The 14,309-nt window shown below is 34.2% G+C and carries 15 protein-coding genes; 7 read left to right on the top strand and 8 right to left on the bottom strand.

The genetic code is table 11. From position 1 onward, the window contains the following. Positions 1 to 408 precede the first annotated feature (408 nt). On the top strand, positions 409 to 2,163 hold the full coding sequence (locus Q0505_RS12840; RefSeq protein WP_299213478.1) for an FG-GAP-like repeat-containing protein: 1,755 nt from the start codon (positions 409 to 411) through the stop codon (positions 2,161 to 2,163). A 25-nt stretch (positions 2,164 to 2,188) separates the two neighbouring features. Here Q0505_RS12840 and Q0505_RS12835 read toward each other — a convergent pair whose 3' ends face one another. The 3 genes from Q0505_RS12835 to Q0505_RS12825 all read right to left on the bottom strand — a co-directional run bounded on the left by Q0505_RS12835 (position 2,189) and on the right by Q0505_RS12825 (position 4,068). Then, positions 2,189 to 2,833, bottom strand: a complete 645-nt coding sequence (locus Q0505_RS12835; protein ID WP_299213476.1) for an esterase — start codon at positions 2,831 to 2,833, stop codon at positions 2,189 to 2,191. A gap of 59 nt (positions 2,834 to 2,892) precedes the next feature. Next, a complete protein-coding gene (locus Q0505_RS12830) occupies positions 2,893 to 3,471 on the bottom strand; it encodes a GNAT family protein (protein WP_299213474.1) in 579 nt (192 codons plus the stop codon). A 63-nt stretch (positions 3,472 to 3,534) separates the two neighbouring features. After that, positions 3,535 to 4,068, bottom strand: coding sequence for a hypothetical protein (locus Q0505_RS12825; protein ID WP_299213472.1), 534 nt, complete (start codon positions 4,066 to 4,068; stop codon positions 3,535 to 3,537). 79 nt (positions 4,069 to 4,147) lie between these two features. Here Q0505_RS12825 and Q0505_RS12820 point away from each other — a divergent pair, with 79 nt between their 5' ends. From Q0505_RS12820 to Q0505_RS12800, 5 genes are all read left to right on the top strand, one after another. After that, entirely contained in the window at positions 4,148 to 4,570 is a 423-nt protein-coding gene (locus Q0505_RS12820) for a hotdog fold thioesterase (protein ID WP_299213470.1), read from the top strand. Next, a complete protein-coding gene (locus Q0505_RS12815; RefSeq protein WP_299213468.1) occupies positions 4,570 to 5,691 on the top strand; it encodes a chorismate-binding protein in 1,122 nt (373 codons plus the stop codon). The genes Q0505_RS12820 and Q0505_RS12815 overlap by 1 nt, the downstream gene beginning before the upstream one ends. A gap of 48 nt (positions 5,692 to 5,739) precedes the next feature. Further along, positions 5,740 to 7,458 carry a 2-succinyl-5-enolpyruvyl-6-hydroxy-3-cyclohexene-1-carboxylic-acid synthase gene (gene menD, locus Q0505_RS12810; RefSeq protein ID WP_299213466.1) on the top strand — a complete coding sequence of 573 codons (1,719 nt, stop codon included), beginning with the start codon at positions 5,740 to 5,742 and terminating at the stop codon, positions 7,456 to 7,458. Positions 7,459 to 7,538: 80 nt separating this feature from the next. Beyond that, positions 7,539 to 7,880 (top strand): DUF2853 family protein, encoded by a 342-nt coding sequence (locus Q0505_RS12805; RefSeq protein WP_299213464.1) that lies wholly within the window; start codon positions 7,539 to 7,541, stop codon positions 7,878 to 7,880. Positions 7,881 to 7,989: 109 nt separating this feature from the next. Beyond that, positions 7,990 to 8,835, top strand: a complete 846-nt coding sequence (locus tag Q0505_RS12800; protein WP_299213462.1) for a S1-like domain-containing RNA-binding protein — start codon at positions 7,990 to 7,992, stop codon at positions 8,833 to 8,835. A gap of 10 nt (positions 8,836 to 8,845) precedes the next feature. Here the strand turns inward: Q0505_RS12800 and Q0505_RS12795 are convergent, their stop codons facing one another. The 3 genes from Q0505_RS12795 to Q0505_RS12785 all read right to left on the bottom strand — a co-directional run bounded on the left by Q0505_RS12795 (position 8,846) and on the right by Q0505_RS12785 (position 11,012). After that, complete coding sequence (locus Q0505_RS12795) at positions 8,846 to 9,271, bottom strand: hypothetical protein (protein WP_299213460.1); 426 nt, start codon at positions 9,269 to 9,271, stop codon at positions 8,846 to 8,848. 53 nt (positions 9,272 to 9,324) lie between these two features. After that, positions 9,325 to 9,738 carry a hypothetical protein gene (locus tag Q0505_RS12790; RefSeq protein ID WP_299213458.1) on the bottom strand — a complete coding sequence of 138 codons (414 nt, stop codon included), beginning with the start codon at positions 9,736 to 9,738 and terminating at the stop codon, positions 9,325 to 9,327. 140 nt (positions 9,739 to 9,878) lie between these two features. Continuing rightward, positions 9,879 to 11,012, bottom strand: coding sequence for a C1 family peptidase (locus tag Q0505_RS12785; protein WP_299213456.1), 1,134 nt, complete (start codon positions 11,010 to 11,012; stop codon positions 9,879 to 9,881). Positions 11,013 to 11,059: 47 nt separating this feature from the next. Here Q0505_RS12785 and Q0505_RS12780 point away from each other — a divergent pair, with 47 nt between their 5' ends. Then, positions 11,060 to 11,899: a 1,4-dihydroxy-2-naphthoyl-CoA synthase gene (locus Q0505_RS12780; RefSeq protein ID WP_299213454.1), complete on the top strand. Its 840-nt coding sequence runs from the start codon at positions 11,060 to 11,062 to the stop codon at positions 11,897 to 11,899. Positions 11,900 to 11,911: 12 nt separating this feature from the next. Here the strand turns inward: Q0505_RS12780 and Q0505_RS12775 are convergent, their stop codons facing one another. Both Q0505_RS12775 and Q0505_RS12770 read right to left on the bottom strand, forming a co-directional pair. After that, the gene (locus tag Q0505_RS12775) at positions 11,912 to 12,832 is read right to left on the bottom strand and encodes a hypothetical protein (protein ID WP_299213452.1); all 921 of its coding nucleotides are present in this window, start codon (positions 12,830 to 12,832) and stop codon (positions 11,912 to 11,914) included. Continuing rightward, positions 12,832 to 14,271, bottom strand: a complete 1,440-nt coding sequence (locus Q0505_RS12770; RefSeq protein WP_299213450.1) for an MBOAT family O-acyltransferase — start codon at positions 14,269 to 14,271, stop codon at positions 12,832 to 12,834. Before Q0505_RS12770 ends, Q0505_RS12775 begins: the two co-directional genes overlap by 1 nt. Positions 14,272 to 14,309 lie beyond the last annotated feature (38 nt).

Below are 14,309 nucleotides of genomic sequence, written 5' to 3'. Positions count from 1 at the left end.
GCAAACGTTACGGGAATTTTTTTGTTTTTGCTTTCGCGAAACCGTATGAATCGCTTATCCCGAGCTCGTCTCGGGATCTATTGAACAACAACTATGAGTAAAATTCCTGTAACAAACGTTGCGGTTTTTTTTTGTTTTCGCGAAAGCAAACTTCTATTTATTCTAGGAAGGTTTAATACTCCAAGGCTTGCCTCTTTAGGCAATATTTAAAGTTTCCAAATATGTTTCTTAAAAATGTTCCATTGGCTTGCCTTGAAGAAATTTATTTAAAAGTCTTCATGTATAACACGTAGATTTTTTCATTAAATTTAGTGTTATCGTTTACTATAAACTAATATATATCTAGTGACTTATATACGTAGATGATTAGAAATTATAATAATAAGTATAATTAAATAGGACAGGTCTATGAAGCATTATTATACTGCATTTTTACTTTGTTATTTTCTCTGTCTTTACGGGTACGGTCAAGTTTTTGAGGAAGTTTCGGAAAGTGTAAACTTTAGTTTTTCAAACGCTGTACAGTTTGGTACTGGAGTCCCTTTTTGTGACTTTGATAAGGATGGTTGGGATGATATTACAGTATCTGGAGATGATGGAGAACCTATAGGATTTTTTAGAAATGTGAATGGTGTTTTTGAAAAAGTAACCTTTGAGCTTGAACAACTCCCAATGTCTTTAAAACAAGCTGTTTGGATTGATTTTGATAATGATGGGGATAAAGATCTTTTTGTCGCTAGTGAAGAATATAAAAATAGGCTTTACAGAAATGATAATTTTATATTTACTGATATTACGGTAGCTGCGGGAATTCCAGATGTGCTGCTTCATACTAATAGTGGTTCTTGGGGAGATTATGACAATGATGGAGATTTGGATCTTTTTTTAAGTAATAGAGATTTGAATCAGTTGATACCTAATATGCTATTTAGAAATAATGGAGATGGAACCTTTGAAAATGTTAATGAATTATCTGCGATTGGGAATGTGAGTAAGATTACTTTTCAAGCTACTTTTTTTGATTATAATAATGATGGGTGGTTAGATATTTATCTTATTAATGATAGGAAAGTAACTACTAATATTTTATACCATAACAATGGAGATGGGACATTTACTGATATCTCAGAAGAAGCAGAAGTTGGATATGTTATGGATGCAATGTCAGTGGGACTAGATGATTATGATGCAGATGGTTTTATAGATGTTTATATAACCAACACTGCTTATGATCAAGATTTTCCTGTTCCAGCTAATGCGCTTATGAAAAACAATGGTGATGGAACTTTTTCAGAAATAGCAATTTCATCTGGAGTTAGTTTTGATAGGACATCTTGGGGAGCAAATTTTATAGATATGGATAATGATGGGCGGCTTGATTTATATGTAAGTGGCTTTGATGATACAAATGACAATGGAGAAGTATCGGCAGCATTTTATTACCAGAATGAAGACATATCATTCACCAGAGTTCTAAGTAATGGTTTTGAAACAGATTTAGCGCACTCTTATGGTAATGCAACAGGAGATTTTGACCATGATGGGTATTTAGATATTGTCGTAGCCAATAGAGATCCTTATACATTTGACTTATGGAATAATAGATATTATCAACTATTGTTTAATAAATGGTTAAAAGTAAGCCTTGAAGGTGTGGAAAGTAACCGTGATGGCTATGGTTCAAGAATAGAAATCAGTATAAATGGAGAAAAACAATATAGAGTAACGACTAATGTAGAGAGTTATTTAAGTCAAAATTCTGATGTTGAATCTTTTGGAGTCGGTAACGTAGCTATTATTGATTATGTTAAAGTTACATGGTTAAGTGGTCATATAGATCTAATAGAAGACGTTAGTGCTAATCAAACGATAACCATCATAGAAGGGCAATCACCGCTTACTGTAGAAGATGTTCAAACTGATTTTGATATACAATTATATCCCAATCCAACGAAAGATATCATTACAGTTAAAATATCAGAATTTATAGCAGGAAACAGTGAAATTAAAATATACAATATGTTAGGGCAACTTGTAGCTACTCACCTTATACAACAGGATGAAATGGTAGTATCTACTTCTGACCTTTATAGAGGGACTTACTTTATATCATTCTATAAAGAGAATGAACTTGTCATTACAAAAAAAATCATCAAAATATAACAATTTGTAGGAGACAGGTGATCGCTTATATACGTTTTTTAATAAACGCTTCATTCACTTCATGGATTCCATCAAAGACTTCAACGTGTAAACGATCCCCAAAGAGTGCGGTGCCTTTTAATTGTTGTTCTGTTTTACGCGCTTCGTTGATATATTCATCTTTGTCTCCATAGAGGTAAGTAACCTTTGTGGTTGGTGACAGATATTTAAAATCAGCTGGTATTAATTCGTGAGGGATCGCACCAGAATGAAGTAGGAGATGCTTACAATCTATCTTTCGGCTACTTGCCCAGCGGGTCACAATAGAAACTCCTTGAGAATATCCCATTAAGATGAGGTTGATGTGTTGTCCTTCCCATTTTTTAGATTCGGTAGCCCAAACGGCATCAATATAGGCGAGTACATTTTCTTTTTCTAAAGCAGTCTTTTCCTTGGTAAGCCAACTAGCGCCTACATATTTAAAACGCTTATCTTGATAGTATTTACTAGGTGCTTGTGGCGCAATAATATAATTTTCATCAGCATTGAGTCCTTCAAAGTGTTTTATAAAATAACGACTGAGATGTCCCATCCCATGAAAAGCGAACCAGACATTTTTGGTTTTCGGCGTAAAAGTATTAAGGGTTGTATACGTGTTGGTATGTGTATACGTGATTTGGTTTTCTGACATCGTAGGAAGTTTTCGCGAAAGCGTAAAAAAAAAGATATAATTAAGCTTATTGATAGCAATTAAGTACTAAGATCTTTAAAAATAGAGTTTTTAATTTCATCCCATTCTTCACGTAAAATTCCATAACAAACAGAACTACGTCTAAAACCATTTTTGGTAATCATGTTTTTACGCAAGATGCCTTCCAAGACCCCTCCAATTTTTTCGACGGCGCGACGAGAACGTGTATTGCGCTCGTCTATTCGAAATTCTACTTTCTCAAAATACAATTTTTCAAACGCATAACTAAGCATCAAAAACTTGATATGGCGGTTGAGTCCGCTTCCGCGAAAATCATCTCCTAACCATGTCCAACCTATTTGTAATACTTTATTTTTCTTGTTTACATTCCCAAAACGTGTACTCCCTGCAAAGCGTTCTAATTTCTTATCAAAAATAATAAAAGGGAGCGCAAGCCCTAGCTCTTTTTTATCAAAAGCCTCATTCATATATGCTTTCAGTTTTTTGGGAGAAGAGATATCTGATGATCCGTATTGATGTAAATCTACTTGTCTAGAAAGCGGAAGTAAATCTCTATAGTGAAAAGGCTCAAGCGGAAGTAATTTTGCGCGTTTATTTTGTAAGGTCTTTGCTTTCATAAAACAGATGTCATACCTTAAAAGTATGACATCTATCTATAATAATATATTTTTTGTTTAATTTTATATACCAAGTATCTTGGCATCTACCCTAAAAACAGTTTCAATATTTATTTGTTGATCTTCAGTGATAGCTTGATCTGTAACAGTTTCTGTACGAAGTGTGTAACTGTCTTTGCGAATGTAATCACGTAATTCTATATTTTCTATATCTAACTCTAGGGCACGTAATCCATTTTCAGGAATAGCTACACTAGACGCTATTAATATTTCTTCAAGTCCCTCTGCTCTAATAAATATTCTGATTTCGTTTAAGAAGTTAAAATTTCCGTTTTCAGGAGTAATGAGATCCATCCTTAAACGTTTTAACTTGATACTTTCTACGAGATCAGTTCTTGTATTATTGTTTTCAAACTCTTGTTCTGAGTTTGTAGAGACCTCAGGCGATATGATCTGTATTGGGATGTCTATAATCGTAGACGACTCAATTGTAACATTTGTATTGTAGGTTAGGTCAAACTTTGTAAGTTCATCTACGACATCGCAAGAGCTTAACAGCATAATAGTAAAAATAAATACAATAAAATTTTTATACATAATGATGGGGTTTATTTACTTTAAATAACGAAATTTGACTTCGAATGGTTTTTTCAAAATTATTATTTAACAATTTTTTATGAGTTTAAATAAGAAACAAGTTTTAAAAAAACTTGCCCAGAGTTGCAAGAATACACTCATGGAAACGCTAGAAATCGAGTATATTGATTTTGGTGAAGACTTCTTAATAGCTCAAATGCCAGTAACCCCAAGAGTACATCAGCCTGATGGTGTATTGCACGGTGGTGCTATGGTAGCACTTGCAGAAAGTGTAGGAAGTGCGGCTAGTTTTATGTTTTTAGATGGTGAAAATATGTATGTGCGCGGTATTGAAATCTCTGCAAATCACGTCAAGAGTAAGCGAGAAGGAATGGTCTACGCAAAAGCGACATTTATACATAAAGGACGTACCACACAAGTATGGAATATAGATGTGGTAGATGAAGAAGATACGCTGATTTCTAAAGTAAAATTGACCACAATTGCATTGCCTAAAAAATAATGACAGAAGCTTCTTTTTTTAAGTTAATCACACAACAATTTGATGATGCGCTTCCTTTTGTGGCGTATAGAAAACCTGAAAGTAAATACCTTCATAGTTTTTATCAAGAGGAAGATACGGTACATCATATCAAGGATTTTACGGAGAGCGGATTTGCTTTTGCACCCTTTGACAATGCTCAAAAAGCGAGTCTGATCCCAGACACACATCATATTCAATGTGAATATGGTACTGCTAGTATTTCCCAAAATGCTTCAGATATCGTACTTCCCGAAGAAGAGGTGTTTCAGAGAAATGCACATATTGAGCTAGTACAAAAGGCAATAGCGAAGATACAGGAAGGGGTGTTAAAGAAGGTTGTGCTTTCGCGAAAGCGTACTTTTCAAAATTCCCTATCAAATCCTATAGCCGTCTTTAAAAAGCTCTTGCAGACTTATCCCACGGCTTTTGTGTATGTATTTTATCATCCTAAAATTGGATTGTGGCTAGGAGCAACTCCAGAAACATTGTTAGAAGTAAAAAACAGAACCGTATACACCATGTCTCTTGCAGGTACTTTAAAATATGCACCCGATGCAGCGGTATCTTGGGGTTCTAAAGAGAAAGAAGAGCAACAGCTCGTAACAGATACAATCGCCTCTCGATTAAAACCACTGACAAAAGATTTAGTTGTTGGCAAAACAGAGAATCATCTTGCAGGGAATTTACTGCATTTAAAAACAGTTATTTCAGCAAGTCTAGATGAAAGTAACGTTAGTTTGCAAGATGTTATTACCGCATTACATCCTACCCCAGCCGTGTGTGGTCTTCCAGTAGAGGAGGCTAAAACATTTATTATAGAATATGAAAACTATGATCGCTCTTATTACACAGGCTTTTTAGGTGAGTTAAATCTAAAAAGTGAAACCAACCGATCTAAGACACGACGTAATGTAGAGAACCTCGCATATCGAAGTGTAAAGAAAAATACACATCTTTTTGTGAATTTGCGCTGCATGGAAAGTACATCTACAGGAACTCAAGTATATGTAGGAGGCGGGATCACAGCAGCGAGTATCCCAGAAGCAGAGTGGGAAGAAACTCAATATAAATTACAAACCATGGGGAAGGTGTTGTTTTAATATATTATGCTGAATTATGAGTAGAGAGTTGTATTTTTATGCGATTACATGAAACACTCCAAAATACCTGTAGCACAATCTATCGTTAGTCTTTGCTTGCGTAAAGGAATAACACAAGTGGTTATTTCTCCTGGCTCACGTAATGCTCCCTTAACTATTGAGTTTACAAAAAATGAAGACATACAAGCCTACAGTATTGTAGATGAACGTTGTGCTGCTTTTTTTGGTTTGGGAATTGCACAGCAAACAAGAAAGCCAGTAGCATTAGTATGCACATCCGGAAGTGCATTATTGAATTACTACCCAGCCATAGCAGAAGCTTTTTATAGTGATATTCCGCTTGTTGTCATAAGTGCCGACAGACCCGCAGAGCGTATAGATATAGGCGATGGGCAAACCATTAGACAAAAAAATGTGTTTGAAAATCACTGTATGTATTCGGCAAATTTATATTCTGAGATTGTCCCAGTAGAGACGATTACAGACAAACATTTACTACAAAAAATTGTAGAAAGTAGGCGCCATAATGAGCAGGAGATCAATAAAGCACTTAACATAGCGATAGAGCAAAATGGTCCCGTACATATTAATGTTCCTTTTTATGAGCCGCTGTATGAAATGATTTCAGAAAAAATAGTGACACCTATACACGTAGCTCCACGAGTGATAGAACAGGAAATCACAGAGGAAGAATTACAACCTTTTGTAGATATTTGGAATACCGCTGCTCGTAAAATGGTATTAGTAGGAGTGAACCCTCCTAACGTATTAGATCAAGAAATTATAGATTGGCTAGGTGCTGATCCGTCCGTGATTGTTTTTACAGAAACAACTTCAAATATAGAACATCTAGATTTTTTTACGCGTATTGATAATATGATAGGTTCTCTGGATGATGAGGAATTTAAACAATTACAGCCTGATATTTTACTTACGTTTGGTGGTATGGTGATTTCAAAAAAGATAAAAGCTTTTTTACGAATCTATCAACCAAAACATCATTGGCATGTGGATGTTAAGAAAGCCTATGACACCTATTTTTGTCTAAACAAGCATTTTGAGCTTACTCCTAATACTTTTTTTACATCTATAAAGGGAAAGCTGTCACAAGCTACGAGTACTTATAAATCGTATTGGTTATCTGTGCGAGCAAAACGAGACCAATTACATACATCCTACATACAACAAATGCCTTGGTGTGATTTTAAGGCATTTGATTATATCTTATCCTCCATACCTGATCACTCTATGTTACAAATTGGAAATAGTAGCGCTGTACGTTATGCACAACTATTTGATATCAATAAAACCCTTCAGGTATATTGTAATAGAGGCACTAGCGGTATTGATGGAAGCACAAGTACTGCTATAGGAGCTGCTGTAGCAACACAATCACCTACGACACTAATTACGGGTGATCTAAGTTTTTTTTATGATAGTAATGCGCTTTGGAATACCTATATACCTAAAGATTTCAAAATTATAGTCATCAACAATAGTGGGGGAGGGATTTTTAGGATTTTACCCAATAGAGATAAAAACACAGATAATTTTGACACGTTTTTTGAAACCACTCATCAACTCACAGCAAAAGAGTTATGTACTATGTATGGTTTTAAGTACCTCAAAGCAACTAATGAAGAAGAGTGTGTAGTTAAAAAAGATGTATTATATGCATCAAATACTCAACCGACATTACTAGAAGTCTTCACACCGCGCAAAATCAACGATGAAGTGTTGTTAAATTATTTTAAGCACATCAAATAAAAAAATATTGGTTAAGTATTAGAAAATATTTTATCTTTAAGAACAATAAATTTTTAAACCAAACAAGTAACTTTATCATTATGAGCAAAAGAGACGATCTCATCGCAAAATATGCAGATGATTTAAAAAACAAGTGTGGGATGACTCCTGATATGGATCTCCTTACAAAAGTAACTATAGGTTGCGGACCATCTATTTATAATGCTGATGCAGCAACTGTATCTGGAAGTGATGAGGGTGAACTCGCTACGGTTAAAAATAATTTTTTAATCAAAAAATTAGGACTTAGTGACGGACCACAATTAGATAGTGCTATAGCTAGTGTACTAGAAACGTACGGAAAATCTAATCGTAATAAATACCGTGCAGTTGTATATTACATGCTTACAAAACATTTCAAAAAAGAATCTGTATATAATTAATAGGCTACTTAACTAACCAACCTATTTTTAAAAACGCTCTGACTATAATATCAAGTCAAAGCGTTTTTTTGATGGAACTAATTGTATTTTTGCAACTTATTTGTAGTGTATGTTAGAAATAGGAAAATATCATAAAATGAGAATCGATAGAGAGACAGAACCAGGTCTCTTTTTATCTAATGAAGCAGGCGATGATGTATTACTACCTAATAAATATGTTCCAGAGGAATATAAAATTTGGGATGAACTAGATGTCTATGTATATCTTGATCATGAAGAACGCCCTGTTGCGACAACCTTAAAGCCCTATATAGAACTCAATAGTTTTGGATATTTGCGCTGTACCACAGTTTCAGATATAGGTGCTTTTTTAGATTGGGGATTAGAAAAAGAACTCTTTGTCCCTTTTGCGCAACAAGCGAGACCTATGAAAGTAGGAAGTTGGTATATAGTATATATGTACCTAGATGAAAAAACAAATCGCCTTGCCGCTACCAGCAAAACGATAAAGTATCTCTCCAATGATCTAAATGATGATGAGAATACGCCTAAAAAGTTTGACAAGGTACACGTGTTAATATCACATATCACTGACCTTGGAGCCAATGCAATTATTAATTCTAAATATAAAGGGCTTATTTATAAAGAAGATATCTTTGAAGATATACGTACAGGAGATCAGTTAGAAGGTTGGGTGAAAAAAATACGTCCAGATGGTAAAATTGATATTGTACTTCAAGAAGAAGGATATAAAAGTATAGAGCCTAATGCACAATATATTTATGAAGAGTTAATTGCAAATGATGGTTTTTTACCCTTACACGATAAATCTGCACCAGAAGATATCCAAGCGCAATTAGGACTTAGTAAAAAAAGCTTTAAAAAAGCCATTGGAACTTTATACAGAGACAAAAAAATTCTAATCAAAGAAGACGGTATCTATAGCATAGAATAATCTGAAACTTTTAATTTTGTTGGTTATTTGCTGCATACGTAGCTGCACAATAAGCAGAAAATATATTTCCACCTGTAGACGGTTTATACGCTATATTCTTCACATCAATACTGCTATCACCCCAAAATGCGTGTAGGTCATCCACATTTAACGGAGCAATCTTAATTACAGGATTTTTGAAATTTTTGGTATTAAAATTACTTCGTACCGAATAGATAAAAGACTGACTTGTATTGTATATTTCCTGTCTTGATCGAGAATCAAATTGCTTCAACCGAGTAGGTATCTGCTCATTATTAAGATCGTAAGAAAGTATACTTCGAGCGCTATTGGTAAGTGTTAGTGCTTTTATTTCAAAACTAGTTGTTTCATAATCTAAGGCTTGACTCAAACTCACTAGCGGAGTAAAAAGCAATAAAAAAAGTAATTTTTTCATGATGTTACGTTCTAGAAGCAATCTAAGATATAACGCCAAAAATCACACTATATTTAACACGCATTTGTTAAACTTCCAGTTAAGTAGAGCACAGCTTTATCTAATGACTCACATAATATAGCGTGACAATCATTTATTTGTTTTTCAAATTTGAATGTATTCCGACCCTTTTCATCATACGTGATAACTGCAGAAGGGTATACTTTTTGAGCTAAAGGTCTTGTTTTCATAAAATCAGTCACCTTTACCGTATAGTTATTGACTCTATTTGAAATATAGCCAAAAGATTCCTTGTTTTCACTATAAGAGTTTAAGTAATGAAATAACTGAACAAAACAATCAAAATCTATAATAGCCCCTTCATTAAATTCTGAAATCATAAAATTCTCAAATACATAGATAGTGCCCTGTTGTAAATTATGAATTTTTTTTACTCCGTCTTTAATAGTCGAATCTTTTAAATGCATGCCCAAATGTTTTAGAGTGCAAAGATACTACAGACTTTTTTACTATGCACGCATAGTAAAAAAAATATATAAAAACCGACAAGAGGTTTACTTATAACGATAAAGTGTTTAAAAATGATTTATTTTATAAGTTTCTTGTGTTATAACTTTATTTTTTTAGAGATTGGAGTTGGGATTCCATCTTTGTGCATCAATACAGAAATTGCCTTTAGGCGTATATAGGAAGCACTCATATATACATATCCATCATACGCCGTACGATTTACATCTGTACCCCAAGAATTTTTCACTTTATAATAGATCGTACCGTTTTGATCTTTTGCTTTTCCTGTAATATGCATTAAGTGATCATCTGTCGTATTATAATTTTCAAATTCGTCTTGACGGTATTGCTGAGTAATTACTTTTTCTTCTTCAGGTCCTAATACCGAAAGTTTTACATTTTCGCTTTGCGCAGGAATAACAGCAACGCCTTGTTTTGAAGAAAAGGATAATTCGCTTACATCACAATCTAATGTAACGGTAAAACCATTTTCTAAAGCATGATCAATGCTTTGCATAAATTCATCAAGAGGAACATTATAAAAAGATCCATTAGAAAAGTTATCAGGAATATTTAATATGAATGACTCATAAAAAGGGATATGCGTAAAAGATGTCAAGGAGACATAATTTTTAGGTTCTATACGCATCGCATTTGCAAAACTCATGGGCGTATACTCCTTATTATCATAAGAAAAAGTACTTAGTGGAGTTCCTAAGTAGGTGTCAAGAACAGCATTAACAGCGGGTTTCCACTTTTTACTTAATTTCCTTCCAGGATTATCTATGTATGTATTGAGCATAGCTTCCAGCACTGCCACCATTTCTGCATGATCGTGCTTATTTTCGGTAGGAGCAAGACCCGTATAGGCATCTTCAGGAACAAGCCCAAAACTGCTGACACTGCGTATCACATCATGCGCTAGCCCACCTTCGCTAAACTGCGCTTTCCCTTGGCGCATTATATAATTTTCTGCTTTGAGAGGGTAGGTAGTACGTACGGTGTACATCTCTGAGAGGTCTACTTTAGTACCCGTAATGCGTTTGATTTCACTTTCCAAAAAAGAGGAGGTAGAAAAACTCCAACAGGTTCCTGTTCTTCCTTGACTTATCACAGGGTTGGCTTCAAGATCAATAAGATCTATAAATGTATATGGTGCTGCTGTTTCTTGTGCTAATACCGCTTTCGCGAAAGCAAAAAAAAGAATAATACAAATGGTGAACTTTTTCATTTCTATGAATACGAATAAAGGGTTATTTTTACGCTAAAATAGCATTTATGAAGAATCCTGATTGGAAAACAGCCAAAAAATATACAGATATCACCTATAAAAAGAGTAATGGTGTTGCTAGAATTGCATTTAATAGACCGAATGTACGCAATGCATTTCGCCCTAAAACTACGAGCGAATTATACGATGCATTTTATGATGCCAATGAAGATACCTCTATAGGAGTTGTATTACTTTCTGCCGAAGGTCCCTCTACAAAAGATGGTGTATACAGTTTTTGTAGTGGAGGAGATCAAAATGCCAGAGGAAAAGAAGGCTATGTAGGAGATGATGGTTATCATAGACTTAATATTTTGGAAGTACAACGATTGATTCGTTTTATGCCTAAAGCGGTGATTGCAGTGGTTCCTGGATGGGCCGTAGGCGGCGGACATAGTTTACATGTGGTTTGTGATCTTACACTAGCTAGTAAAGAGCATGCTATTTTTAAACAAACAGATGCTGATGTTACAAGTTTTGATGGCGGCTATGGATCTGCCTATTTAGCTAAAATGGTAGGACAGAAAAAAGCAAGAGAGATTTTCTTTTTAGGTCGTAATTATTCAGCACAAGAAGCTTATGATATGGGTATGGTCAATGCAGTGATTCCTCATGAAGACTTAGAAAATACAGCATACCAATGGGCACAAGAAATCCTTGCAAAATCTCCTATATCTATTAAAATGCTCAAGTTTGCTATGAATCTTACAGATGATGGTATGGTAGGACAACAGGTATTTGCAGGAGAAGCTACGCGACTAGCCTATATGACAGATGAAGCACAAGAAGGTAGAAATGCATTCTTAGAAAAACGGAAGCCTAATTTTGAAAAGAAATGGATTCCTTAAAATAATAGAAAACTATTCTATTATTTTATTGAGACGTTTTGTGAATTTTTCAGCTCCTTGCGGACTTAAATGATTATCGTCTCTATAATCTTTTAGATAATACTTTTGAGTTGAGTCTGCTTCTATGTAACGCATTTTATAAATTGCAGTTACTACTGATCGTATGCTGTCTTTTCTATAAAGCACCTCAGGAATTCTTTGCTCCTTAAAACGAGTAGTCGTAGGTGTTTCTATAAGAATAACTTTATAATTATGGGCATTACAATATTTTAGGATAGCTTCTAGTTTTTCTGCATTTTCAGCAACAAAACCTAGATTTGGTTGCGGTGGTGTGATATGAATAGGTTGTCCAGCAATAACTATGCTATCGTATTTTAACTTTTGGAATATAGCGGTACTTACGTCATTGTTATACCCAAATTCATTAAAATCCAAATGACTTTCTCCATTTCTGTGATCTCTTATTTTTGCAGAATAATAATTAGGAAAACTAATGTATAAAAAGTTGTCTTTAAAATACGTGAATTTCTCAGACACTTTAGTACCGAAGTAATGTCTATACATACTATTTTTCCAAGTTTCTTTCTGGTTAGGAGCTGTTTCAAAATGACCATAAGAAATAGGAATAATAACTGTTTTTAGCGAGGGAAGCGTTGGTGCTAGTTGTTCAAGTAATTTAGAACTTACATAGTAGTCTTGGTCGGGAAAGGCAAGATTTAATGTTTTTTGAGATAAAAACTCAGGATTGATAGCATCTCTGTTTTGAGACGCACCTAGAACCAAAATTTCAATAGTATCTTGATACTTTTTATAAAAGTCGGCTTTTACTTTTGGGGTGAGTGGTAAATTACGTGTGTAGTTTTCAACAATAGCATATCCTATGATTACTGGAATCAAGAAAATACAAACCTGTATGAGAAACTTTTTAATCATTAAAATTGAAAATAAATAAATTCTTCCTGTGGGCGTCCATATCTAATAATCGCAAATATGATAAAGTAATAAATACTCCATCGTACTATTTTAGGAAACACTCCTTCTAAATTCATAAACGGATGTGTGTATTTTTTTCTCCATACTTCTATAATAATCATAAGGAGTAGGAATATAATCTTCTTGTCTATAATCAAATCAAACTCATAGAAAGGAATATTTTGAGTAACAATTTCTTTAAGCATTACAACTGCTTTATCTAGTGTGCTTGCGCGAAAAAATATCAAGGACACCACAAGAAAGGTAACGGTATAAAACTTAGACCAAAATACGCCAGTTTCTAGCCATTGGTATAATTTGATTTTTTTTCCTTTACTAGTAATAGTAGTTCCTTCTAATATAATTAAAACACCGTGTAATAATCCAAAGGCAAGATAGGTCCAATTAGCACCATGCCATAAACCAATTAGTCCCATAGTAAGTAAAAGGCCTACTACTTTTTTAGTAGATTTTGATAGGGAATTAAAGGTATTCCATCGTACAAAAGGAACATATACGTAATCTTGAAACCATTTTGATAGGGTAATATGCCATCTTTGCCAGAAACCCGTGACACTGTTAGCTAAATAAGGAAGTTTAAAATTGGTGCTTAAATCAAATCCAAAAAGCTTGGCGGTTCCTATAGCAATATCTGAGTATCCAGAAAAATCAGCATATAACTGAAATAAGAATAAAAAAGCACCATAAATAATCGTAAGCGATCCGTAATTTTCTGGATGATTATAAATAGCAAATACAGCCACTCCAATATTATCGGCAACAACAATTTTTTTGAAGAGTCCCCAAAGTACTTGCCGCAGACCATCTTTGGCTTTGTCAAACTTAAAAGTACGTTGTTTGCTAAATTGTGGTAACAATTTACTAGCACGTTCTATAGGACCTGCTACCAACTGAGGAAAGAAACTCACAAAACATAAGAACTTTAAGAGATCCTGAGAAGGTTCTATCTTTTTACGATACACATCTAGCGTATATCCTATGGTTTGGAAGGTATAAAAACTTAATCCTACGGGAATGATAATGTCTAATGTGGTAAAGGTATTTTCCGGAAGCTCAAAAAGAGATTTGAGATTATCTAGGAAAAAATTATAATACTTAAATACAAACAGCACTCCAAGATTCCAACTAAGACTGCCATACAACCAAAGTCGTTTTCTTTTTTGCGTTTTTGCTTTAGCTATATAGGTAGCCGCATAAAAATCTACGAGCGAACTTGCCAATATAAGCAGTAAGAAACGCCAATCCCAAACCCCATAAAAAAAGTAACTGGCACCTAGTAATAAAAGGTTTTGACCTTGTATGCGTTTACGGCCTAGTATCCAATACAAGATAAAGACAATGGGTAAGAACAATCCAAAATCAAAAGAGTTAAATAACACGGGTATTTAGGGTTTACGAGCGAAGATAAAAAATAGAA

The sequence above is a fragment of the uncultured Dokdonia sp. genome, from assembly GCF_937910895.1.
Classification (GTDB): domain Bacteria; phylum Bacteroidota; class Bacteroidia; order Flavobacteriales; family Flavobacteriaceae; genus Dokdonia.
Note: the sequence above shows the minus strand (reverse complement) of the source record. Positions and strands in the feature narration are given on the sequence as shown.

Bases quoted from the DNA above. Each gene is read 5' to 3' on its own strand.
- Q0505_RS12840 (WP_299213478.1), top strand. From the start codon at position 409: ATGAAGCATTATTATACTGCATTTTTACTTTGTTATTTTCTCTGTCTT.
- Q0505_RS12835 (WP_299213476.1), bottom strand. From the start codon at position 2,833: ATGTCAGAAAACCAAATCACGTATACACATACCAACACGTATACAACC.
- Q0505_RS12830 (WP_299213474.1), bottom strand. From the start codon at position 3,471: ATGAAAGCAAAGACCTTACAAAATAAACGCGCAAAATTACTTCCGCTT.
- Q0505_RS12825 (WP_299213472.1), bottom strand. From the start codon at position 4,068: ATGTATAAAAATTTTATTGTATTTATTTTTACTATTATGCTGTTAAGC.
- Q0505_RS12820 (WP_299213470.1), top strand. From the start codon at position 4,148: ATGAGTTTAAATAAGAAACAAGTTTTAAAAAAACTTGCCCAGAGTTGC.
- Q0505_RS12815 (WP_299213468.1), top strand. From the start codon at position 4,570: ATGACAGAAGCTTCTTTTTTTAAGTTAATCACACAACAATTTGATGAT.
- menD (WP_299213466.1), top strand. From the start codon at position 5,740: ATGAAACACTCCAAAATACCTGTAGCACAATCTATCGTTAGTCTTTGC.
- Q0505_RS12805 (WP_299213464.1), top strand. From the start codon at position 7,539: ATGAGCAAAAGAGACGATCTCATCGCAAAATATGCAGATGATTTAAAA.
- Q0505_RS12800 (WP_299213462.1), top strand. From the start codon at position 7,990: ATGTTAGAAATAGGAAAATATCATAAAATGAGAATCGATAGAGAGACA.
- Q0505_RS12795 (WP_299213460.1), bottom strand. From the start codon at position 9,271: ATGAAAAAATTACTTTTTTTATTGCTTTTTACTCCGCTAGTGAGTTTG.
- Q0505_RS12790 (WP_299213458.1), bottom strand. From the start codon at position 9,738: ATGCATTTAAAAGATTCGACTATTAAAGACGGAGTAAAAAAAATTCAT.
- Q0505_RS12785 (WP_299213456.1), bottom strand. From the start codon at position 11,012: ATGAAAAAGTTCACCATTTGTATTATTCTTTTTTTTGCTTTCGCGAAA.
- Q0505_RS12780 (WP_299213454.1), top strand. From the start codon at position 11,060: ATGAAGAATCCTGATTGGAAAACAGCCAAAAAATATACAGATATCACC.
- Q0505_RS12775 (WP_299213452.1), bottom strand. From the start codon at position 12,832: ATGATTAAAAAGTTTCTCATACAGGTTTGTATTTTCTTGATTCCAGTA.